The sequence below is a fragment of the Pseudoalteromonas sp. SG44-1 genome, assembly GCF_014164315.1.
Classification (GTDB): Bacteria; Pseudomonadota; Gammaproteobacteria; order Enterobacterales; family Alteromonadaceae; genus Pseudoalteromonas; species Pseudoalteromonas rhizosphaerae.
Map to the genome: position 1 here is coordinate 1 of NZ_JACJEW010000016.1, position 21,364 is coordinate 21,364.

The following is a 21,364-nucleotide window of genomic DNA, read 5'->3' on the forward strand; positions in this document are numbered from 1 at the left end:
TTAGCTCTGTTGTTTTTAAGCGATTCATAAGATCACAAAACACCATGAATGTTCCCTCGCTTCCCACATTTTTTAATACTATTAGTTCATTGATATATAAAGGCTAATTCTGGGGATACTTTAGTTTAACGGCGCTTTATACTGCGTTATTAATTTTAACAAGTGGCTTCTATTGTTTGCAATCTATGCCTTGTCTAAATCGCTTTTAAATTCAACTGAGCTCGCATCTTAAGGTGGTTTGGGTATACAATATCGGCCTTTAAAATTAATATGAATTTGGCCCATGACAGACTTAAAACGATTAAATAAATTTATTAGTGACACTGGTTTTTGTTCACGACGCGAAGCGGATAAATATATTGAAGATGGTCGTGTTACTGTCAATGGTATTCGACCGGAAATGGGTGTCAAAGTAGCATTGTCTGACACGGTACTGATTGATGGTAAGCCGCTGAAAAAAGTGCCGAAACGCGCGTACATCGCTTACAACAAACCCGTTGGTATAACCTGTACAACTGAGCGTAAAATTCAAAGTAATATCGTCAAAGCGGTTAACTACCCAGATCGTATTTTTCCAATTGGTCGCTTAGATCGCCCATCAGAAGGGTTGATTTTCCTGACAAATGAAGGAGATATCGTCAATAAAATCCTTCGTGCAGGCAATAATCATGAAAAAGAGTATGTTGTTACAGTCGACAAGCCATTAAATCGTCAGTTTGTGAATAAGATGGCAGGTGGTTTACCAATTTTAGATACAGTCACGAAAAAATGCAAAGTTACACAAACAGGACCGCAACAATTTACTATTGTATTAACGCAAGGTTTGAATCGTCAAATTCGTCGTATGTGTGAGTACTTGGGCTATGAAGTGGTCACCTTAAAACGCGTACGTATCATGAATGTCACGTTAAAAGGCTTAAATGTTGGCCAGTGGCGCCATTTAACTGAGCAAGAAATGGCTGAGATTAATAACTCGATTGCCGACTCGGGCAAAACCGAGGAGTTATCAGTGGATGAGAACAAACAATCTGCGAATATCAGCAAGCCTAAACAAGCACGCACGCCTTACAAAGATAACGATAAAAAGCGTGATTTTGCTAAGCATGTCAAACAAGGCCGTTTTGATTCTAAAAATGACCAAATTAACGCCAAACCTGCAAGAAGAAATAGCACCACTCGCACAGGCACATTAAGCCTTAAAAAATAAGATCAAATTGTAAAACCAGGAACAACATAAATTGTGCTCCTGGTTTTATTTAAACCTCAGTTATTTTGCTTTTGGCACCTCAATTTTAAATAGCACGGTATAGAGCACCGGCACTACGATTAATGTCAGCACGGTTGCAAAGCCTAAACCAAACATAATCGTCACCGCCATTGATTGGAAGAACACATCAAATAATAATGGGATCATTCCTAAAATGGTGGTGATTGCTGCCATCGCAACGGGGCGCACACGGCTTACACCGGAATCAAATACTGCTTGATAAGGCTCTTTGCCTTCACTGAGCTCAAGGTTGATCTGATCAACCAACACAATGCCATTTTTAATCAACATACCGCTTAAGCTTAATAACCCAAGTAGCGCCATAAAACTAAATGCGGCGTTCATCACTAGCAAGCCGGCGCTGACACCGATGATTGCTAAAGGTACTGTGGCCCAAATAACCAGTGGTTTTTTTACTGAGTTAAATAGCAACACAGTGACTGCAAACATCGCTAAATAGCCCAAAGGTAACGAGCCAAAAATAGCTTTTTTTGCCTTTGTTGATGATTCAAACTCACCGCCCCATTGTAATTCATAGCCATTAGGGAGTTTAATTGCTTCAATACCTGGCCTGACTCTTGAAAATAGTTTAGCGGGTGTTTCATCGCCTATTACGTCATGATCGGCCATTACTGTAATAGTACGTTTGCGATCGCGACGCATTATTAGGCTGTCTTCCCACTGTACAACAAACTCATCCACCACTTGAGTAACTGGCACGAATACGCCTAATACTGGGCTGTATATTTGTAGGTCACGGAGGCTTTCAACATTAAGACGCTCTTGTGCCGGTGAGCGAGCAATAATGGGGATCTGTTGAGTACCATCTTTGTAAATGCCGACTTTTTTACCGGAAAAACTGGTTAATAATAGTTGGTCCAAGTCTGTTTTAGCGATACCCAGACGCCGCGCTTTTTGTTCGTTAAGTTGCGGGCGAATGAGTTTTGAGCGTTCACGCCAATCATCACGAATATTATAAGCACCGGCATCTTTTGCTAGCACTTCTTTTGCTTGTTTAGCTAATTGGCGAAGCACTACTGGATCAGCCCCCGAAAAACGCGCTTCTATTTTAGCATCAGTAGAAGGGCCTATTTCCATACGTTTTATTTTAAGCTTGGCATCAAATACATGGTTGTATTCATAGTCGCGAACTTTTGCAATCATCGTCGCCACTGCTTCGCGGTCTTTTACACGGATAATTAATTGACCATAAGCTGGGTATGATTTTTCAGGTGCGTAGGTCAACATAAACCGTGGTGCGCCTTGTCCTATCGTTGATGTTACTTCTTCGACCAGCTCATCTTTTTGTAAGAATGCTTCGAGTTTGGCGACGCCATCTAAAGTGGCATGAATATCAGCCCCTTGGGTATGCCAATAATCTACGTAAAACATTGGCGTGTTAGAAGCTGGAAAAAACGCTTGTTTAATAAACTTAAAGCCAAAAACAGAGCTAGCTAATAAAACGACCATCAACAATAAAGTGGTTTTACGAAAACGCATCGAGGTGCTTAATAAACTTTTATATAGATTAAAGATCACACCTTGATATGGATCTTCATCATGGCTTTGCTGCTTGAGCTCTGTTTCTTTGAACATTAAGTCAGCAAAGAAAGGAGTTAAGGTGATGGCAGTGATCCAGCTTAGTAATAATGAGATAAATAATACCCAAAATAAGCTGCCGGCAAATTCCCCACTAGCGTCAGAGCTTAAGCCAATTGGCGCAAATGCAGTAATCGCAATCACGGTTGCGCCAAGTAAAGGCCACTTTGTTTGCTCCACTATATTAGCCGCTGCTTTTATCTTTGTTTGCCCTCGCTTTAGGTTTATTAAAATCCCTTCGGTGACTACAATGGCATTATCAACCAACATTCCTAATGCAATGATCAGCGCACCTAAAGAGATTCGTTGTAAATCAATCGCAAACAGTTTCATGAAAATGAATGTACCTAATACGGTCAGCAATAAAATTGCCCCGATCAGTACGCCACTTTTAAAGCCCATAAAGACAAGCAGGACAACAATAACGATAGCGACAGCTTCGAGTAAGCTGATGATAAAGCCATTGACTGATTTTTCGACTTCAACAGGTTGGTTATAAACGGTATTTATTTCCATGCCATGGGGGCGTTGATATTCAAGCGATGCTAAATGCGCTTTAATGTTATCGCCTATATCCACAACGTTTACACCACTGCTAAACGATACGCCAACTAGTAAGGCTTGCTGCTGGTTAAAACGGATTACATTATTAGGTACTTCGGCGTATTCACGAAACACAGTTGCAACGTCACCGAGGTAAATCAGTTCATTTTCACCTGGTTTTGAGATCAGTAGATTTTCGAGCTCTTTTACGTCTTTGAATTCGCCTGTTGGGTGCAGTCTAATTGATTCATCGCCTACGCGTATTTTACCTGCATTCGATACGGTATTTTGTGATTGCAATAATTGATAAATTCTAGTTGGTGCAATACCAAGCTGCGCCAGCTTACGCGTCGATATTTCAACCATCACCTGTGCTTGTTGTTCACCACTGACGGTAACTTTACCTACGCCGTCAACGAGTACCAGTTCGCGCTTTAAGTAATCAACATAGTTTTTTAGTTCGTCATAAGAGTAACCATCGCCAGTGACGGCATACATTACGCCGTATACGTCGCCAAAATCATCTAAAATGGTACTTGGGTATACACCACTTGGCAGTGATGAAGCGTTATCGTTAATCTTGCGTCGTAGCTCATCCCAAATTTGTCGTAAGTCTTGTTTGCGATAGTTGCTTTTCATTTCAACGGTAATTTGTGATTTCCCTGGAGATGAAATGCTGGTTACGTAATCCACATACGGCAATTGTTGAATTGCATTTTCAATCGGAAAAGTAACTTCATCTTCTACCTGTTGTGGTGAAGCGCCAGGATATAAGGTGATCACCATGGCTTTTTTTATTGTAAATTCAGGGTCCTCAAGCTGACCAAGTCCTAAATAAGATACTACGCCACCGATTAATAGTAATAGCGCGCACATCCAACTGACGACCTTTTGTTTTATGGCAAGTTCAGCAATGCTCATTTTATAAGCCTCGCTCTTTTTGCCACGGACGTACTTGCATGCCTTCTTTAAGGTAGTGAACACCAGCCGCGACCACAGTTTGACCTTGCTCTAAACCAGCAAGCACTTCAATACCACGTCGATGTAATTGGCCAACTTCAACAGCTTGCTTTTTCACCTTGCCAGTCTGTGGATCGTATAGCCAGACATAGCTGTTATTAGTAGGCTGTGTTGGTTCAGAGAACACCGCTTCAACAGGGAGTAAAATATAGTGTGATTGCGAGTGAGTAACTTTACTTAGATCAATATCTACACTGCCGGTCATGCCTGCCAACAGGTTAAAATCCTTAGGCACAGGTAATGAAAATACCACCTTGTAAGTTAATGTGGCTGGATCTGCTTGGGTGTCGAATTCTTTAATCATTAAGGTATATGATTTATTTGGAAAACCGTCAAAAACCACGCTTGGCTGATAGTCAATGTCTTTATCAATACGGGCGATTAGTTTTTCGGGTACTTGAATGATCACATCCATTAAATCACGGGTTTCTAAGCGAAGAATGTTTTGTTTTGCTTGGATATTTTCAAAGTTTTTAACAAACACTTTGGAAACGGTGCCGCTAAAAGGGGCACGTAATTCGCTATTATCTAAGTTGGTTTTTGCAATTTTTAATGCCGACTCAGCTACCTGTTTATTGGCAAGTGCCTGATCAAGTTCGGATTGACTGGTAATTGATTTATTAAATAGTTTTTGTACGCGTTCAAGTTGCGAGTGCGCCAATTCAAAACGTGCTTTTCGCTCATCATATTGCAGTTGAAAATCTTCAGGGTCTAACTTGGCAAGGAGTTGATCTTTTTCAACATGTTGACCCGCCAATGCCGGGAACTCTAATAACTCACCGTTAACTCTAAACGCCAAATAAGAGCCTTGATTTGCCACTACTTCTGCCGGAAAACTGCGTATTGTCTGATCTGAGTTAGTATCAATTTCAAATAGTTTTACTGGACGAATAGCTTGTTCGACGTGAGTGTCGGTATTTGATTCTTTACAGGCGACTAAACTCAGTATTAATGTAGATATAATTAAAACTGGCGACAGTTTCATGGTCTTCTCCGTGGCTATGAAAACATAAATTAGGTGCAGCATACGCCGCGAACATATAAAATAAAAATTATTAAATTTTAAAAAGATCATAAATAAAATTTATGATTTTAAGTTGGACCATTATGAACTTAGTGCAGTTAAAAATGCTTGATGCCATTGTTCGCACTCAAAGCTTGTCGCAAGCTGCTTTAGCACTGTATAAATCGCAACCAGCTTTAACGTTAGCTATTAAGAAACTTGAAGCTGAGCTTGGTTTTGAATTATTAGATCGTAGCCATTATCGATTGCAATTAACTGAAAAGGGTCGTATTTATCATCGCGAAGCAGCATTATTATTAGATGCTCAGGCACATTTAGCACAACTGGCCAGTGAACTTGCACTTGGTAATGAAGCAAATTACAAAATTTGTTATGAGCAGTTATGTCACCAAGCACTGTATAACGATATTATTTGCAATGCTTTTGTTAAACATACCAGCACCGAGTTTAGTGTAACCAGCGGAAAACGCTTTGTTTCTCTTGAGCAAGTTAATAAAGGACAAGCAGACTTAGGGATTGGTCCGTGGTTTGATTTGTTTCATGCTACAGGCGATTTAGAAAGTTTACCGATTGGCAAGCTCGATATTGGTATTGTTAGTGTGACAGGATTAGTGCCAGATAAAGTAACTTATCAACAATTACAGAACTTTCCTTGTTTAGCGATGTTTGAAAGTGATATGAGTTTTGACTCTGATCGTTTATCGTATTCAAAAGGCTCTACCATGATGAAAATTGATGATATATCAACTTTAAAATCGTTTTTATTATCGGGAGCTGGCTGGGCAATGATGAGTTTAGCGCATTGTCAAAATGAACTTGAAAGTGGTGTATTACAACAAATTAAAATACTAGACAGAGAAAATACGTTTAGCGCACAGATCAGAGTATTCCGACAAAATGCCACTCATCATGGACCCGTGGCAAGAGCCGTGTGGCAAGATTTTAAGCAGTTAAGTAAAACGTTTTTAGGGTCGTAAATGCAAGCCAGTAAAGAAGACAAAATTTATACTGTGATGGCGAATATACCGCCAGGAAAAGTAGCCAGTTATGGACAAGTAGCGGCAATGGCAGGATTGCTAAATAATGCTCGGCTAGTAGGGCGGTTATTAAAGTTAATGCCAAAAGATTCAAGCATACCTTGGCATAGAGTAATCAACAGCCAAGGTAAAATTTCTTTTCCTGAAGGGACAGCGCAGTACCAAAAGCAATATCAATTACTGCAAAGTGAAGGCGTAATTTTTAAAAATGGTCGTGTTAATATGCGTCAATTTCAGTGGGACTAATTAAAAAATTTAACCGACCGTAATAATATAGCGGCTGATTGCAATATAGTGACAAACACAGCCTGCAATCACAAATACATGCCAAAGTGCGTGGCTATATTGACGACTTTTAGCACTATAAAAGAGTGTGCCGAGACTATACAAAATCCCTCCACTGAGTAACCACCATAGTGCATTTACTGGCACATTTAAATAAAGCGGGTAGACAATTGCAACTGCAAACCAACCCATTAATAAATATGTTGATAAAGACACCTTTTTGTTTTGTTTTTTCACCATTAATTTATAGCACACTCCGCCAAGTGCTAAAGACCATATAAATACCAGCGTTAAAATCGACCAAATTCCGGTTAATGAGAGTACTAAAAAAGGGGTGTAAGTGCCTGCAATCAAAATATAAATAGCACAGTGGTCACATTTTTTATAAAAAGCCCGCGCACCTATGCTGCTACTGCTGTGATAAAGCGTAGATGATAAAAACAGCAACAATAAACTACCGCCATAAATAATTGCACTGACCGTTGCTTCAATCGTGTGTATCTTGCCGGTAAGCTCCCACAATACAAACAGTGAAAATACAACGCCTGCGCCGTGAGACAAGCTATTAAGTTGCTCTTCTTTTTTAGAATAAGCGGGTTCAACCGACATCACATACTCATCGTAAAACATTAATATGGGTTTGAGTGTACAAGTGTACGCTGAAACTTTCAATGCTTATTTATTGACTATATTTTAGTATTTTTAACCACTTTGAATGGTTTTAAAATTCACATCATCAAAAGGTTATGCACTTATGTGATTTAAAGTGCATAAAAAACAATTGGTTAAAATTTATTTCGTGGTTGGCACAACCTTTGATTAAGTAATAGCGACTAACTTAATAACACAATAGGGAATACCATCATGAAAAGCATTATTAAACTATCTGTTGCAGCACTTTTGGTTGTTGGTTCTACACAAGCAAGTGCAAATGACGGTCAATTAGATATCACTCAAACGCTATCAAACAGCATTGCACATTATATTGAAAGTACGAGTGATGAATTACAAAGCAAATTAAAACAGTCATTGTTTAGTGATTCGCAAAAAATGTTAACTGAACTGCTTTCACAGCATAGTGAGCAATCAGCTAAAGTTGCGGAAAATACATCACAACTCGTTGCAACTAGCAATGCAGTAAAAGTTGAGGATTAAGGCAATGAGCAGCGAATTAGGATTATTAGCTTTAATGTTAGCACCTGTAGTGAGCTTATTAAGTGTGTATGCCTCAGTTGAATTATTACGCAACGTAGGGCAGTGGTTAAACATAGGCTAAGGGGATAGCGATAAGTAATAATCAGTAACGTTGATCTTATTTGCTGCGGTGCACGTAACGTAATGCATAGTTAAACTGATGTAGTAAGCCTTATGAAACGTGCAATCTTTCCATTACCGGTATTTATTCTACCAAGCGGGTATACGCGGTTACGTATCTTCGAACCTCGCTATCTTGATATGGTCAAAGAATCACTTAAAAATGATCATGGTTTCGTACTTTGCCAGTACGATGTTGATAGTTATCTCAACGTTCCTAAGTATGGATGCTTAGTTGATATTATTGACTTTTCACAAGATCAACAAGGACAACTATTAATTGATGTGGTGGCCAAATCTGTAGTTGAGTTAACTGATATAACTCAAGATAAACAGCAACTGCGTTTCGGTCAGCTATCTGCACCTAAAACATCTCTTTGGTTTGAACAACCTCACAACTTAGAGCGCGATGATTCATATTTAGTAACGGCACTAGAGCAGTTGTTTGCTGCTAATCTAGAGTTAACCGATTTATACCGCCAGACACACTTTGATGATCTAAACTGGGTGCTTGCAAGATGGCTTGAATTATTACCTATTTCAATTGATAAAAAACAACAGCTTGCCTTTAAATCGGACTTTGCGAATATCCACTCTTTCCTTCATACTGTGATTAATAACGAATTTTCCTAATTAATATGATCTTATTTTAGTTGCTCTGCGTATTGCACAAGCAAGAACACTAATAGGAATATTATGATGGTAAGTCAACAACTTTCAACACGTTGTGAACCTAACACAGGTAATTACACTGCCATGCCACAAACGCCAAGCAAAGAACTTGCAGATGCATTATCTGCGGTTGCAGCTAATCGTGATAAACAGGCTTTTGCTTATTTATTTGCGTACTTTTCACCGAAAATAAAACGCTTTGGTATTAAGCAATTTAATTCAGAAGCGCAAGCGATGGAATTAGTGCAAGACACCCTTACCTCAGTGTGGCGAAAAGCACATCTTTATAATAATGATAAAGGTGCAGCTACAACGTGGGTATATACCGTAATGCGTAACGCATCATTTGATATGCTCAGAAAAATGAAAAGTAACAAAGAAGACAATATTAGCGAAGATATTTGGCCGCTAGTTGAGCAACATGATAATGCCGACCATGAATTTAGTGATCATCTTGAAAACCAGCAAATCAAAAATTACCTCGATAAATTACCTCAAGCTCAACGCGATGTTGTTAAAGGCGTTTATTTTCAAGATATGTCACAAGAGCAACTTGCAGATCAATTGAATATTCCAATTGGTACTGTGAAGTCACGTTTACGTTTAGCGTTACAAAAATTACGCAATGAAATGGGAGACCGCAATGATTAAACATCACCCAAGTGATGCGCTATTAGCGCAGTATTGTAATGCGTCATTACCGGCGAGTATCAGTGTTGCTGTCGCTATTCATCTTGACATGTGTAGTTGCTGTAAAGATAAAGTGCAACGCATTGAAGCGCAAAATGCTGTAGATGTGTTTGCGCATCATAATGAACAACTGCAAACTACAGATTTAGCTATTGATGAACTATCATTACTTGATGCAATTACCGCTGACGATAGTGTTGATGATGTATATAAAGTGACGCCACAAACTATCCTTGTCAATCAGCAAAATTATCAATTGCCTCGTGCTCTTGCCCGTATTTCACATAGTAAGTTTATGCAAATGGGTAAGTTATCACGTTCTCGTATCGCTCTCGATGATGGTGCGCTACGTTCGAGTTTGCTACACATAGATGCTGGTGGGGAAATCCCTGAACATACCCACACTGGTTTTGAACTGACTTTATTACTCGATGGTGAGTTTAGTGATGAAGACGATCATTATGTGCCTGGCGACTTTATGTGGCTCGATGGTCGTCATCAACACACTCCGATCACAGAAAAAGGCTGTTTATGTTACACAGTAGTCAGTAGTGCTCTACACTTTAATAAAGGACTGAGTAAGTTACTCAATCCAATTGGCAATTTGATTTACTAGGAGTGTATATGCAGCAATCGACTATTCAAATAGGCATCAGTGCATGCCTTGCAGGTGAGAAAGTTCGGTTTGATAGTGGCCATAAAAAATCAAATTTTTGCATGGATGAATTCGCTAAACATGTTGAATATAAGCGTTTTTGTCCTGAAGTGGCGGTAGGTCTACCGATCCCAAGACCGACAATTAGACAGGTTAAAGTAGGCACAACTATTAAAGTGTGCCGTCCTGACGGCAGTGGTGATGTTGGCCCACAATTGACAGAGTACGGTAAAAAAGTTGCCACAGAGCAGGCTGCACAATTAAGCGGCTTTGTTTTTTGTGCTAAAAGTCCAAGCTGCGGCATGGAACGGATCAAAATATACAATGAAGCAGGCACCGGTAATACATCAGAAGGCGTGGGTTTTTTTGCTGCGCAAATTATGGCTCACAACCCATTGTTACCGTGTGAAGAAAATGGTCGTTTAAATGATATGCACTTGCGTGAAAACTTTGTAATGCGAGTGTTTACTTATAAAAACTGGCAATTATTGCGTCAACAACCAGCAACCCTGCATAGGTTAACGCAGTTTCATGCGCAATATAAGTATTTGTTAATGGCTCACAATTATCAGGCATATAAAGATCTTGGTAATTTACTGGGCACCTATGTTGGCGATGATTTTGAGCAGCTTGCTGACGATTATATTGCAGGTTTAATGGCAGCGCTGAAAAGACCTGCCTCACGCAAAAATAACAGCAATACTTTAATGCACTTACAAGGCTACTTTAAAAAACATTTATCCAAAATTGAAAAAGAAGAGTTACGAGATGCAATTGATGAGTATCGCTCAGGTTTAGTGCCGCTGTATGTACCGCTGACACTCTTAAAACATCATTTGAAAGTACATCCAAACGAATACTTAGCAAAGCAAGTTTACTTCAACCCTTATCCTCACGAACTTAAATTACGCTACGGAATTTAATGAACACTGTATTTTGGTTTAGGCGCGATTTGCGCCTTTTTAATAATCATGCCCTTTATCAAGCAATCGACAATGGTTGTAAAGACGCTATATTTTTTATCACTGAGCAACAATGGCAACGCCATGGTGTTGCTTCAATACAAATTGATTTGCTAAAACGAAGGTTAAACTTCTTAGGTCAGTTACTAGCTGATAATGGCATCACCTTGCATATCATTGAAGCGGGTAATTACGCAGGATGTGTGCAGCAGTTAAGCGAATTCTGCCAGCGACATTCAGTAACGCAGTTATTTGCCAATAAAGAATATGAAATTAATGAAGTTGAGCGCGATAACGCATTTTTACATCATACTGATGAACTTAAAGTATCAGTCACCTTGTTTGATGGTGACGTGGTTGCACCGCCTGGAACGGTACTGAATCAAAGTGGTGAGATGTTTAAGGTGTTCACCCCTTTTAAAAATGCCTGGCTAAAGCAATATCAAGATACTCATTTTTATTTTCAAGCCCCCCCGACAATGTTTAGCCCAATACCTTGGCAAGGTTCAGCGTTACTTACCGGTGATGATTCCTCACATAAGTGGCCAGTTGATGATGCGTCATTAAGTCAAATCTGTGCCCGCTTTATCAGCGATAAATTACTCAGTTATAAAGATCAGCGAGATATTCCAAGTATTAAAGGCACATCAGGCTTAAGTCCGTATTTAGCTTTAGGCATTGTCAGCGTTCAGCAATTAATTGCTCTTGTACAGCAACAATATGTCGATGTTTTAAGTAGCTCTAAAAGCAATTTATTTACTTGGGTCAACGAGTTAGTGTGGCGTGAGTTTTATCGTCATTTAATTGTGGCTTATCCAAAACTTAATAAATATAACAATTTTAATGAGAAATATGACCCAGTAAAGTGGCGAACTGATGAGGCTGATTTCACTGCTTGGTGTGAAGGTAAAACAGGCTACCCGCTTGTTGATGCCGCTATGAGACAGCTTATTCAAACTGGCTGGATGCATAATCGCTTACGAATGGTAGTTGCCAGTTTTCTTACCAAACACTTGTTAATTGATTGGCGTAAAGGTGAACGTTTCTTTATGCAGCATTTGATCGATGGCGATTTAGCGTCTAACAACGGCGGTTGGCAATGGGCTGCAAGTACCGGGTGCGATGCCCAGCCATACTTTAGAATATTCAACCCGATTACTCAAAGTGAGCGATTTGATCCTGATGGTGATTTTATTCGTAAATATATACCGGAGTTGGAAAATGTGCCGAATAAGCAAATTCATTTTCCACATGAATATTTAGCGAAAAGCGGCAAAGCAAAAGCAGTTTATTGGCCAGCAATCGTTGATCATAAAACGGCTCGCTTACGAGCGCTTGATGCATTTAAGGTATGATATGAGCAACCACAGAACAGATAAATTTATCGCGATATACCAAAAGCTAAGTAAAGAAAATCTACATTTACTGAGTGATATTTATGCTGCAGACATTCACTTTTCTGATCCATTGCATGAAGTCGATGGTTTAGCTGACTTACATCAATATTTTGCTAAACTTTATAGTAATGTTATTGAATGCACGTTTGATATCAGTGATGCTGTTAGTGTAGGCGATAATGCTTTTGTTTACTGGACTATGTATTATCGCCATCCAAAGCTTAGTAATGGCCAGCAAATAGCCGTAGCAGGCCATAGCAAGTTAACATTTACTGGTGACAAAATCAGCCTTCATAAAGACTACTTTGATGCTGGTGCATTACTTTATCGACATATCCCTATTCTCGGTTCAATTATTAAATACATAGATAATAAGGCAGCGGAATAATGATCACGCTTATAACAGGTGCAACATCAGGTATTGGTGAACAACTTGCGAAACTGTATGCGCAAGCCGGGGATACAGTGATCGCTTGTGGGCGTAACCAAGAAAAACTAAACGAACTTGCGCAACTAACGAATATTGAAAGTTGTCAGTTTGACGCTACTGATTTACAAGAAATACGAAGTAGCACTGTTGCTTATACGCAATTTGATCGCGTTATTCTTAATGCTGGCAATTGTGAGTATATCGATGATGCGCATAATTTTGACAGTGCATTGTTTACCCGCGTTGTTACTACTAATTTGCTTTCGATGGGTTACTGTCTTGAGGCTTTACTACCGAGGATAAAGTCCGGTGGTCAGTTGGTGATTGTCAGTTCAAGCGTAACTTATTTACCGTTACCGCGCTCACAAGCATATGGCGCATCAAAAGCTGGGGTCAGTTACTTAGCAAAAAGTTTAGCCATTGATTTAGCTGATATTGACGTAACCTTAGTGCATCCAGGCTTTGTTAAAACACCGTTGACTCAAAAAAACGATTTTCCAATGCCAATGGCAGTTACTGCAGAAAAAGCGGCAAATTATATTATCAAAGGGGTCGCTAAGCGCCGCAAAGAGGTGCATTTTCCTTATCGTTTTACCCTTATTTTAAAATGTTTACGCATGTTGCCGCTGCCAATTTGGCTCATGCTTGCAAAAGGATTAAGTCGTTGAAAAAAATAGCAATTATAGGTTCTGGAATTGCAGGATTAAGCTGCGCGCATTTGTTGCACAAAAAGTATGATATTACGGTATTTGAAAAAAACAACTACATTGGTGGGCACACCGCAACGATAGATATACAGGTTGATGGTGTTAAGCGTGCTATTGATACTGGCTTTATTGTTTTTAATGATCGCACTTACCCTTATTTTGAAAAGCTGTTAAAGCGCATCGGCGTTGAACGACAACCGACAGAAATGAGTTTTAGTGTGCATAATCAGCAAACTGGTTTTGAATACAATGGCCACACTTTTGCCAGTTTGTTTGCTCAAAAGCGCAATATATTTCGTCCGCGTTTTTGGAAGTTACTTAGTGATATTGTGCGTTTTAACACCTTGTGTAAAAAACTATATCATGACAACGACTACCAAAGTGAGCAGATGCTAGGTCAGTTGCTCGACCAACACGGTTTTAATGATTTTTTTCGTTACCATTATATTTTGCCAATGGGCGCAGCTATCTGGTCAACAAGTATTAAAGAAATGAGTAATGTTGGCGTTGAGTTTTTTGTAAAATTCTTTTTCAATCATGGCTTATTAGATATTACTAATCGTCCGCAGTGGTATGTTATTCCCGGTGGTTCAAGGGAATATATCAATCCATTGATCAGTGGTTTTAAAGATAAAATAAAATTGAACACGGATATACAGTCTATTTTTCGCACCCCGGAGCAGGTGTTGATCCGATTGAAAAATGGTACTGTTGAGCAATTTGATAAAGTGATTTTTGCTTGTCATTCTGATCAAGCTCTCGCTTTACTTGAAAACCCAAGCACAGATGAAAAAGCAATTTTATCAGCCATTCCCTACACTGAAAATTCAGTGATTTTGCATACTGACACTGCTTTGCTGCCAAAACGTAAAGCCGCATGGGCAAGTTGGAATTATCTACTTACCGATAATCTTGATAAAGCTGCTGTTGTAACTTATCAAATGAATATTTTGCAAGGCATAACAAGCAAAACGCAATTTTGTGTCACGCTTAATCACCGCGAGGGAATTGATAAAACTAAAATACTCCGAGAATTTACGTATCATCATCCAGTATTCAATAAAACGTCTATTGCTGCTCAGCAACAGAAACAGCTTATTGATGGAGCCAACAACAGTTATTTTTGTGGCGCTTATTGGTATAACGGATTTCACGAAGACGGCGTGAAAAGCGCTGTAGATGTTGCTCGCAAACTTGGGGTTGAATTTGAATAGTGCACTTTTAATCGGTGATGTTCGTCATCACCGATTAGCAATTAAAGCGCATAGCTTTAATTATCAGTTGTACATGATGTGGGTTGATCTTAATGCTCCTCAGCAACTTGATGGTGTTCACCCTTGGCTTGGAACAACAGGCTTTAAAGCACTTAAATTTAAACAATCCGATTATCTTAATCGTGATTTAGATACTCAACAACCAATCAAACAACGAGCAATTAATAAAATTGTCGAGCTGGGGATTACTGCTCCGTTTAGTAATGTCTATATGCTCGGACAGCTGCGCTGTTTTGGGGTGTATTTTAGCCCAGTTAACTTTTTCTTCTATGAAACGGCTGATGGCGATTTTCCCTATATGGTTGCTGAAGTGAGTAATACCCCCTGGAACGAGCGACACTATTACTTGGTTGATTTACACAGGAAAGTGAACTTTAAAAAGGCTTTCTCCGTATCACCATTTATGAGTTTAGATATGGATTACCACTGGAAAGTGCGTTTAACAAAGCACAATACTATGATCCATATAGAAAATAAAAAAGATAATACGCTATTATTTACTGCCAGTTTGCGTTTACAACGCCAGTCACTCAGTCGTGCTGCGGTTACTGCGTTACTGAAACGTTTTCCTGCCATGACCATCAATGTGATGAAAGGAATTTACGTACAGGCGTTTAAACTATTTTGTAAGCGAGTGCCTTTTTTAGGTCACTCAGGCAAGAATTGATAAGCTAAAATAATGAAGGTCATGAGATGGAAAAAATATCCAGTTTAGCTGATAACGCATCAAGTAGCTTGTTAAGTAAGCTGTATAAAAAGTTAGTCATTGGTGCGTTTGATAGCATTGAAGTTGGCGCAATTACCCTAGTTGATGGTAACGACGTTCAACACTTTGGTGATCCTCAAAGTCACTTGCAGGCTAAAGTAGTTGTTAATAATCCGGCAATGTATAAAGCATTTGCGCTCTCTGGCAGTGTCGGAGCTGGCGAAGCTTATATTTTGGGCCAGTGGGAATGTACTAACTTAACTCAGTTGATTGAAATTTTTGCCATTAATCAGGCTCAACTGGACCAATTTGAACGTAAGTTTGCGTTTATTAGTAATCTTTACAATCGAATAAATCACCGTAAAAACAAAAATTCTGAGCAAGGTTCAAAGAAAAACATTGTTGCTCATTACGATTTAGGCAATGAGTTGTATTCATCATTTTTAAGCACTGAAATGCTTTACTCAAGCGCTGTCTACCCATCAAAAGATGCTTCTCTTGAGCAAGCACAAAGTCATAAGCTTGATTTAATCTGCCAACAAGTAGATTTACAACCCGGTGAAACGGTTATTGAAATTGGCACAGGGTGGGGAGCGTTTGCCATTCATGCTGCAACACATTATGACTGCCACGTTACTACTACAACTATTTCTGATGAGCAACATGCGTTTGTGGCAGAAAAAATTATCCAGTTGGGGCTTGAAGATAAGATAACCTTATTGAAACAAGATTATCGTTTACTCGAAGGCAGTTACGATAAGCTAGTGTCAATAGAAATGATAGAAGCGGTTGGTCATGAATACCTACCCAGCTTTTTCAAAAAATGTAATGACTTACTCAAAGACAGTGGTGCAATGCTGATCCAAGCAATTACAATTGCTGATCAACGCTATCAACATTACCTGAAAAATTCTGATTTTATTCAGCAGTATATCTTCCCTGGTGGTTGTTTACCGTGTATTGATGAAATGAATAAGCAAATAAAAAGTCAATCAGACATGGTGGTACACAGCATTAACGATATCGGCGTTCATTATGCAAGAACCTTAGCTGATTGGCGCACACGGTTTATCGCAAGCTGGCCAGAAATCGACAAAGTTAAGTTTGACCAGCGCTTTTATCGATTATGGTTATTTTACTTAGCTTACTGTGAAGGCGCATTTAGGGCGCGAGTAACCAGTACAGTGCATTTAGTTGCCCGTAAACCGCGTTTTAACCATTCAAGTGATGACATTGCGCTCAGTTATTAATTTTTTGCTGTTTCAAGGAGTGTGGTTTTTAGCATTATTCCTTGAGCAGCGCGCTATCATACCGATTTTATTAATCATCATAGTGATGTTATGTCTGTCGCAACAAAAGCAACAAGATATGCTGTTACTGTGCTATGGCTTAATGATCTCGTTAAGCTTTGAATATTTGATGGTTGAGGTTGGCTTTTTATCTTTTAGTATATCGCCCTTTCCATTGTGGTTTGTATTACTTTGGTGTGCTTTACTGTTAACCATCAATACATCAATGCAATTTTTGCATCGCACGCCTTGGTATTTAGCGCTGTTGCTCTGTGCAGTTTTTGCCCCCGCAAGTTATATTGCTGGTGCACGCTTTGGGGCGTTAGAGGTTCATCCTGTAGTTTGGCAATTTTGGCTTATATATGGTTTAGCTTGGTCGTTTATGTTCAATTTTATCAGGATTATAAATACATACAGCAAAAAGTACCTGTTAGTTTCTGAACATAAATGAACATACAGGTGTAACTATTTAACTTAGAAATTTGGAGTCCGGTAATGATAGCAAGATTAACTAAAGGGCTAATTATTTTAAGTGTATTGGTATGCAGCCGAAGCTTTGCTGCTGATTTTAAAGTGGTCGGTGAGGCTCGTTTTGAGTATCTATTTTGGGATGTTTATCAGGCGCAGTTAGCAACCCCATCGGGGAGCTATCAGTTTGGCAATCACCCCACTAAACTGACATTGACCTATTTACGCGATTTTGCTGCCAAGGACATAATCAAAGCGACGAACGAACAATGGCAGCATTTGGGCAAAAAAGAGATCATTAAAAAATACGATGCACAGTTAGCTGCGCTTTGGCCGGATATCAAAAAAGGTGAATCGCTATCGTTCATTACGGATGAAAATGGTATTGGCACATTTTATTTTAATGATAAAAAGCTAGGGGCTATAGAGCAAAGTGGTTTTGCGGATGACTTTTTAGCTATTTGGCTTGATGCTAATACCTCTGAGCCACAGATGCGAAAACAACTAATAGGGCAATAACATGAAGCGAATTACTATATTATTTTTACTTAGTTGCACATTTTTATTAAGTAGCTGTGCTGCGCCAGATGTTGAGTATTACCAAGGAAGTCAGCCAGAATTTAATTTTAAACAATTTTTTAATGGCAAATTGAAAGCCTATGGCGTTGTCCAAGACTTTAAAGGTGAAGTAACCCGTAAGATGGTCGTTGACATGAATGCGAGTTGGGATGGCAATAACGGCGTTATAGAGGAAGATTTCGTTTACGACGATGGTGAAACCCAACGCCGAGTGTGGAAAATAACACTCAATGCTGACAATACTTTAACTGGCACTGCAGGTGATGTGATAGGTATCGCGAAAGGAAAAAGTAATGGCAGTGTATTTCATTGGCAATATACCCTTAAATTACCCTATGGAGATGACACCATTGAAGTTAATTTAGATGATTGGATGTATCTGGTAACACAATCGCGCTTGATTAACCGTACAGCTATTGATAAGTTTGGCATTGAGGTTGGGGAAGTGACCTTAGTTATCGAAAAAGTTGAATGATAAACAAATTGTCATATTGATTTATTAAATACTGCTTAAATTCATTGTTGGTTAATCTTTAAATCAATATTTATTTCGGCAATTATTTAAAATTTACTCATTTTTTAAGAATTTACGCGAAAAAAGCATTTTGCTGTTGCCAATACTTAAAAAATGCATAAAGATAGGTTTTGCGAAGGCAAAATAATAACGAATAGGAATTTAACAAATGAATAAAGCTCAATTAGTTGAAAAAATCGCTACTGATGCAGAAATCTCTAAAGCAGCAGCTACACGCGCACTTGACGCATTCACTGGTGCTGTTACTTCTTCTTTAAAAGAAGGTAATTCAGTTGCACTAGTTGGTTTTGGTACTTTCTCTGTAAAAGAGCGTGCTGCACGTACTGGCCGTAACCCACAAACTGGTGCCGAAATCCAAATTTCAGCGGCAACTATCCCAAGCTTTAAAGCAGGTAAAGGTCTTAAAGATCAAGTTAATCCTTAATCAATTAGATTGGTTAAATAAAAAAGGGCTAATTAGCCCTTTTTTTGTATCTGCTCATTAATCTAAGGTTTAAGCTTTTAGTGCTTTATCACCGCGGCCAATACCTACCGCACCAGAGCGTACAACTTCAATTATGTCTGTCTCATGACGTAAGGTATCTAAAAACGATTCAATTTTATCTGTGCTACTAACAAGCTGCAATGTGTAGCTGTTGCGACCCATGTCTAAAATAGTCCCTTGGAATACATCGACCACTCGCGTTACTGCCGCTCTTTTAGCTTCATCTTGAGCGAATACTTTTACTAATAGCAGCTCACGTTCAATATGCGCCATTTCAGTTAGATCAATAATTTTTAATACATCAACTAATTTATTAACCTGTTTAGTGATTTGCTCAACCACACGGTCATCACCCATGGTAGTGATAGTAATACGTGATAAAGAATGATCGTCTGTTGTGCCAACGGTTAAACTATCGATGTTATAAGCTCGTTGTGAGAATAGGCCAACAATACGCGACAATGAGCCTGGTTCATTCTCAAGTAAAATAGATAATATACGACGCATTATGCTTTCACTCCTTTACGTAACCACATTTCATCAACTGCTCCAAGCTTAATTTGCATTGGGTATACATGTTCATTTTCATCAACAAGAATATCTAAAAACACTAAACGGTCAGTGATCGACATGGCTTTATCGATTGCCGGCTGTAGTTCATCAAGAGTATTAACGCGAATACCGACATGGCCATAACTTTCAGCAAGTTTGACGAAATCAGGTAACGATTCCATATACGACGATGAGTGACGACCGCCATAGACCATATCTTGCCATTGACGCACCATACCCAGAGAGCGGTTATTCAGTGACACCACTTTTACAGCCAAGTTATATTGTAAACATGTCGAAAGTTCTTGAATGTTCATTTGAATCGAACCATCACCGGTGACACACACTGACTCTTTATCCGGGAACGCAAGTTTTACTCCCATTGCCGCTGGCAGACCAAAGCCCATAGTGCCAAGACCCCCTGAGTTGATCCATTGGCGCGGGTTTTTAAACGGGTAGTACTGCGCCGCAAACATCTGATGCTGACCTACATCAGAGCTTATATAGGCATCACCATTGGTAGCTTTATAAATTGCTTCAATGACGGCCTGAGGCTTTATTTTATCGCCCGCGGTGCTGTAGCTTAAACATTTTTGTTCACGCCAGCTAATGATCTGACGCCACCAATCTTCTTGAGCACTACGATCAATTTTGATTGGACTTTTATCTATGGCTGTCTGTAATTGCTCAAGTACGGTTGATAAACAACCGACGACTGGAATGTGGGCTTTGATCGTTTTTGAAATAGAGGTCGGATCAACATCAACATGAACAATCGTCGCATTGGGACAAAATTTCTTCACGTTATTGGTTACCCTGTCATCAAATCGGGCGCCTAGAGCTAAGATCACATCGGCATTTGCCATCGCCTTATTTGCTTCAAGGCTCCCGTGCATACCTAGCATACCAACGAAATTAGGGTGAACCCCGGAAATACCGCCCAATCCCATTAAGGTATTAGTGATTGGTGCATTGAGTGATTCAACCAAATGAGTCAGTTGCTCTGAAGTGTTAGAAATAATAATCCCGCCACCAGAGTAAATGACCAGTTTTTTAGCTTCTAAAATAGCGGCAACGGCTTTGCGAATTTGCTTTGGGTGGCCTTTGGTATTTGGGCTATAGGTTCTCAGCTCTGTGGTTGCTGGAAACTCAAAATCAAATTTAAGTGCAGGGTTTAACATATCTTTTGGCAGTTCTACGACCACAGGACCTGGGCGTCCAGTACTTGCAATATAAAATGCTTTAGCCAAAATTTTAGGAATATCTTTTGCGCTACGACAGTTAAAACTGTGTTTTACGATTGGCCGAGAGCAACCAACAATATCGGTTTCTTGAAATGCATCATCACCAATTAAGTTAGTCGGCACTTGACCGGATAGCACTACCATAGGAATAGAATCCATATAGGCTGTAGCGATCCCCGTGATACAGTTTGTCGCACCTGGACCTGATGTTGCTAATACTACGCCCACTTCACCTGTGGCACGTGCATAACCATCAGCCATATGGGTTGCTGCTTGTTCATGACGAACTAAAATATGCTCAACATCATCTTGCTGAAATAATGCATCATAAAGATCTAATACTGAGCCACCGGGGTAGCCAAATATATATTTTACCTTCAATGCCTTTAATGCCTGAACAACTAGTTCGGAGCCATTATATTGTTGTGTACTCATCCTCATTCCTCTGTGTGCCTGTTACCGATTGATTATTATCATGAGTAATAATGTGCTATTGCACGCACTCCCCATTTATTCTGTGCAATTACCGTATAATTTAAATGCATAAAAAAACCCCCGCTTAGGGCGGGGGTTTTTAAAAAGCTATTTCACCTTCTAATACATCCCCGCTGGGCTTAAAACTAAGACCAGT

23 protein-coding genes are annotated in these 21,364 nt (G+C 39.3%); 18 read left to right on the plus strand and 5 right to left on the minus strand.

The window, feature by feature from the left end; translation table 11 throughout:
• Positions 1–283 precede the first annotated feature (283 nt).
• The gene (gene rluF / locus H5187_RS09460) at positions 284–1,207 is read left to right on the plus strand and encodes a 23S rRNA pseudouridine(2604) synthase RluF (protein ID WP_182767903.1); all 924 of its coding nucleotides are present in this window, start codon (positions 284–286) and stop codon (positions 1,205–1,207) included.
• Positions 1,208–1,267: 60 nt separating this feature from the next.
• On the opposite strand, the gene H5187_RS09465 is transcribed toward rluF, so the two are convergent.
• Both H5187_RS09465 and H5187_RS09470 read right to left on the minus strand, forming a co-directional pair.
• A complete protein-coding gene (locus H5187_RS09465) occupies positions 1,268–4,330 on the minus strand; it encodes an efflux RND transporter permease subunit (protein WP_145235895.1) in 3,063 nt (1,020 codons plus the stop codon).
• Position 4,331: 1 nt separating this feature from the next.
• Positions 4,332–5,414, minus strand: a complete 1,083-nt coding sequence (locus H5187_RS09470; RefSeq protein WP_145235892.1) for an efflux RND transporter periplasmic adaptor subunit — start codon at positions 5,412–5,414, stop codon at positions 4,332–4,334.
• A gap of 122 nt (positions 5,415–5,536) precedes the next feature.
• On the opposite strand from H5187_RS09470, the gene H5187_RS09475 reads away from it, so the two are divergent.
• Entirely contained in the window at positions 5,537–6,430 is an 894-nt protein-coding gene (locus H5187_RS09475; RefSeq protein ID WP_145235888.1) for a LysR family transcriptional regulator, read from the plus strand.
• A complete protein-coding gene (locus H5187_RS09480; RefSeq protein ID WP_145235885.1) occupies positions 6,431–6,736 on the plus strand; it encodes an MGMT family protein in 306 nt (101 codons plus the stop codon).
• 9 nt (positions 6,737–6,745) lie between these two features.
• Here H5187_RS09480 and trhA read toward each other — a convergent pair whose 3' ends face one another.
• Positions 6,746–7,384, minus strand: a complete 639-nt coding sequence (trhA, locus tag H5187_RS09485; RefSeq protein WP_182740059.1) for a PAQR family membrane homeostasis protein TrhA — start codon at positions 7,382–7,384, stop codon at positions 6,746–6,748.
• 255 nt (positions 7,385–7,639) lie between these two features.
• Here trhA and H5187_RS09490 point away from each other — a divergent pair, with 255 nt between their 5' ends.
• From H5187_RS09490 to H5187_RS09560, 15 genes are all read left to right on the plus strand, one after another.
• On the plus strand, positions 7,640–7,930 hold the full coding sequence (locus H5187_RS09490; protein ID WP_149980170.1) for a hypothetical protein: 291 nt from the start codon (positions 7,640–7,642) through the stop codon (positions 7,928–7,930).
• Positions 7,931–8,143: 213 nt separating this feature from the next.
• Positions 8,144–8,722: an LON peptidase substrate-binding domain-containing protein gene (locus tag H5187_RS09495; protein WP_182784498.1), complete on the plus strand. Its 579-nt coding sequence runs from the start codon at positions 8,144–8,146 to the stop codon at positions 8,720–8,722.
• A 66-nt stretch (positions 8,723–8,788) separates the two neighbouring features.
• Positions 8,789–9,412, plus strand: a complete 624-nt coding sequence (locus H5187_RS09500) for a sigma-70 family RNA polymerase sigma factor (RefSeq protein ID WP_182740069.1) — start codon at positions 8,789–8,791, stop codon at positions 9,410–9,412.
• Positions 9,405–10,067: a ChrR family anti-sigma-E factor gene (locus H5187_RS09505; protein WP_182761711.1), complete on the plus strand. Its 663-nt coding sequence runs from the start codon at positions 9,405–9,407 to the stop codon at positions 10,065–10,067. The genes H5187_RS09500 and H5187_RS09505 overlap by 8 nt, the downstream gene beginning before the upstream one ends.
• Before the next feature lie 8 nt (positions 10,068–10,075).
• On the plus strand, positions 10,076–11,029 hold the full coding sequence (locus H5187_RS09510) for a DUF523 and DUF1722 domain-containing protein (RefSeq protein ID WP_145235868.1): 954 nt from the start codon (positions 10,076–10,078) through the stop codon (positions 11,027–11,029).
• Positions 11,029–12,423 carry a deoxyribodipyrimidine photo-lyase gene (phrB, locus tag H5187_RS09515; RefSeq protein ID WP_182740058.1) on the plus strand — a complete coding sequence of 465 codons (1,395 nt, stop codon included), beginning with the start codon at positions 11,029–11,031 and terminating at the stop codon, positions 12,421–12,423. The genes H5187_RS09510 and phrB overlap by 1 nt, the downstream gene beginning before the upstream one ends.
• A 1-nt stretch (position 12,424) precedes the next feature.
• Positions 12,425–12,853, plus strand: coding sequence for a nuclear transport factor 2 family protein (locus H5187_RS09520; protein WP_145235859.1), 429 nt, complete (start codon positions 12,425–12,427; stop codon positions 12,851–12,853).
• Positions 12,853–13,563, plus strand: a complete 711-nt coding sequence (locus tag H5187_RS09525) for an SDR family NAD(P)-dependent oxidoreductase (RefSeq protein ID WP_182718654.1) — start codon at positions 12,853–12,855, stop codon at positions 13,561–13,563. The genes H5187_RS09520 and H5187_RS09525 overlap by 1 nt, the downstream gene beginning before the upstream one ends.
• Positions 13,560–14,816 carry an NAD(P)/FAD-dependent oxidoreductase gene (locus H5187_RS09530; protein WP_182718655.1) on the plus strand — a complete coding sequence of 419 codons (1,257 nt, stop codon included), beginning with the start codon at positions 13,560–13,562 and terminating at the stop codon, positions 14,814–14,816. Before H5187_RS09525 ends, H5187_RS09530 begins: the two co-directional genes overlap by 4 nt.
• The gene (locus H5187_RS09535; RefSeq protein WP_182797804.1) at positions 14,809–15,543 is read left to right on the plus strand and encodes a DUF1365 domain-containing protein; all 735 of its coding nucleotides are present in this window, start codon (positions 14,809–14,811) and stop codon (positions 15,541–15,543) included. Before H5187_RS09530 ends, H5187_RS09535 begins: the two co-directional genes overlap by 8 nt.
• Before the next feature lie 26 nt (positions 15,544–15,569).
• Positions 15,570–16,832, plus strand: a complete 1,263-nt coding sequence (locus H5187_RS09540) for a cyclopropane-fatty-acyl-phospholipid synthase family protein (protein WP_182718657.1) — start codon at positions 15,570–15,572, stop codon at positions 16,830–16,832.
• Between the two features lie 19 nt (positions 16,833–16,851).
• Positions 16,852–17,322, plus strand: a complete 471-nt coding sequence (locus tag H5187_RS09545) for a DUF2878 domain-containing protein (protein WP_310737467.1) — start codon at positions 16,852–16,854, stop codon at positions 17,320–17,322.
• A gap of 44 nt (positions 17,323–17,366) precedes the next feature.
• The gene (locus tag H5187_RS09550; RefSeq protein WP_182718659.1) at positions 17,367–17,858 is read left to right on the plus strand and encodes a chalcone isomerase family protein; all 492 of its coding nucleotides are present in this window, start codon (positions 17,367–17,369) and stop codon (positions 17,856–17,858) included.
• Between the two features lies 1 nt (position 17,859).
• Positions 17,860–18,393 (plus strand): DUF3833 domain-containing protein, encoded by a 534-nt coding sequence (locus H5187_RS09555; RefSeq protein ID WP_149980180.1) that lies wholly within the window; start codon positions 17,860–17,862, stop codon positions 18,391–18,393.
• A gap of 208 nt (positions 18,394–18,601) precedes the next feature.
• Positions 18,602–18,877 (plus strand): HU family DNA-binding protein, encoded by a 276-nt coding sequence (locus H5187_RS09560; protein ID WP_145235830.1) that lies wholly within the window; start codon positions 18,602–18,604, stop codon positions 18,875–18,877.
• 69 nt (positions 18,878–18,946) lie between these two features.
• Here H5187_RS09560 and ilvN read toward each other — a convergent pair whose 3' ends face one another.
• Together ilvN and H5187_RS09570 are read right to left on the minus strand one after the other, a co-directional pair.
• Positions 18,947–19,444 carry an acetolactate synthase small subunit gene (gene ilvN / locus H5187_RS09565; RefSeq protein ID WP_182767905.1) on the minus strand — a complete coding sequence of 166 codons (498 nt, stop codon included), beginning with the start codon at positions 19,442–19,444 and terminating at the stop codon, positions 18,947–18,949.
• Positions 19,444–21,168: an acetolactate synthase 3 large subunit gene (locus tag H5187_RS09570; RefSeq protein WP_145235824.1), complete on the minus strand. Its 1,725-nt coding sequence runs from the start codon at positions 21,166–21,168 to the stop codon at positions 19,444–19,446. Before H5187_RS09570 ends, ilvN begins: the two co-directional genes overlap by 1 nt.
• Positions 21,169–21,364: the final 196 nt, after the last annotated feature.

Excerpts from the sequence above, each read along its gene's own strand:
- H5187_RS09540 (WP_182718657.1), top strand. The coding sequence starts at position 15,570 with ATGGAAAAAATATCCAGTTTAGCTGATAACGCATCAAGTAGCTTGTTA.
- H5187_RS09560 (WP_145235830.1), top strand. The coding sequence starts at position 18,602 with ATGAATAAAGCTCAATTAGTTGAAAAAATCGCTACTGATGCAGAAATC.
- H5187_RS09505 (WP_182761711.1), top strand. The coding sequence starts at position 9,405 with ATGATTAAACATCACCCAAGTGATGCGCTATTAGCGCAGTATTGTAAT.
- H5187_RS09495 (WP_182784498.1), top strand. The coding sequence starts at position 8,144 with ATGAAACGTGCAATCTTTCCATTACCGGTATTTATTCTACCAAGCGGG.
- H5187_RS09555 (WP_149980180.1), top strand. The coding sequence starts at position 17,860 with ATGAAGCGAATTACTATATTATTTTTACTTAGTTGCACATTTTTATTA.
- ilvN (WP_182767905.1), bottom strand. The coding sequence starts at position 19,444 with ATGCGTCGTATATTATCTATTTTACTTGAGAATGAACCAGGCTCATTG.
- H5187_RS09520 (WP_145235859.1), top strand. The coding sequence starts at position 12,425 with ATGAGCAACCACAGAACAGATAAATTTATCGCGATATACCAAAAGCTA.
- H5187_RS09525 (WP_182718654.1), top strand. The coding sequence starts at position 12,853 with ATGATCACGCTTATAACAGGTGCAACATCAGGTATTGGTGAACAACTT.
- H5187_RS09475 (WP_145235888.1), top strand. The coding sequence starts at position 5,537 with ATGAACTTAGTGCAGTTAAAAATGCTTGATGCCATTGTTCGCACTCAA.
- phrB (WP_182740058.1), top strand. The coding sequence starts at position 11,029 with ATGAACACTGTATTTTGGTTTAGGCGCGATTTGCGCCTTTTTAATAAT.
- H5187_RS09470 (WP_145235892.1), bottom strand. The coding sequence starts at position 5,414 with ATGAAACTGTCGCCAGTTTTAATTATATCTACATTAATACTGAGTTTA.
- H5187_RS09570 (WP_145235824.1), bottom strand. The coding sequence starts at position 21,168 with ATGAGTACACAACAATATAATGGCTCCGAACTAGTTGTTCAGGCATTA.
- H5187_RS09480 (WP_145235885.1), top strand. The coding sequence starts at position 6,431 with ATGCAAGCCAGTAAAGAAGACAAAATTTATACTGTGATGGCGAATATA.
- rluF (WP_182767903.1), top strand. The coding sequence starts at position 284 with ATGACAGACTTAAAACGATTAAATAAATTTATTAGTGACACTGGTTTT.
- H5187_RS09490 (WP_149980170.1), top strand. The coding sequence starts at position 7,640 with ATGAAAAGCATTATTAAACTATCTGTTGCAGCACTTTTGGTTGTTGGT.
- H5187_RS09500 (WP_182740069.1), top strand. The coding sequence starts at position 8,789 with ATGGTAAGTCAACAACTTTCAACACGTTGTGAACCTAACACAGGTAAT.
- H5187_RS09465 (WP_145235895.1), bottom strand. The coding sequence starts at position 4,330 with ATGAGCATTGCTGAACTTGCCATAAAACAAAAGGTCGTCAGTTGGATG.
- H5187_RS09510 (WP_145235868.1), top strand. The coding sequence starts at position 10,076 with ATGCAGCAATCGACTATTCAAATAGGCATCAGTGCATGCCTTGCAGGT.
- H5187_RS09550 (WP_182718659.1), top strand. The coding sequence starts at position 17,367 with ATGATAGCAAGATTAACTAAAGGGCTAATTATTTTAAGTGTATTGGTA.
- trhA (WP_182740059.1), bottom strand. The coding sequence starts at position 7,384 with ATGTCGGTTGAACCCGCTTATTCTAAAAAAGAAGAGCAACTTAATAGC.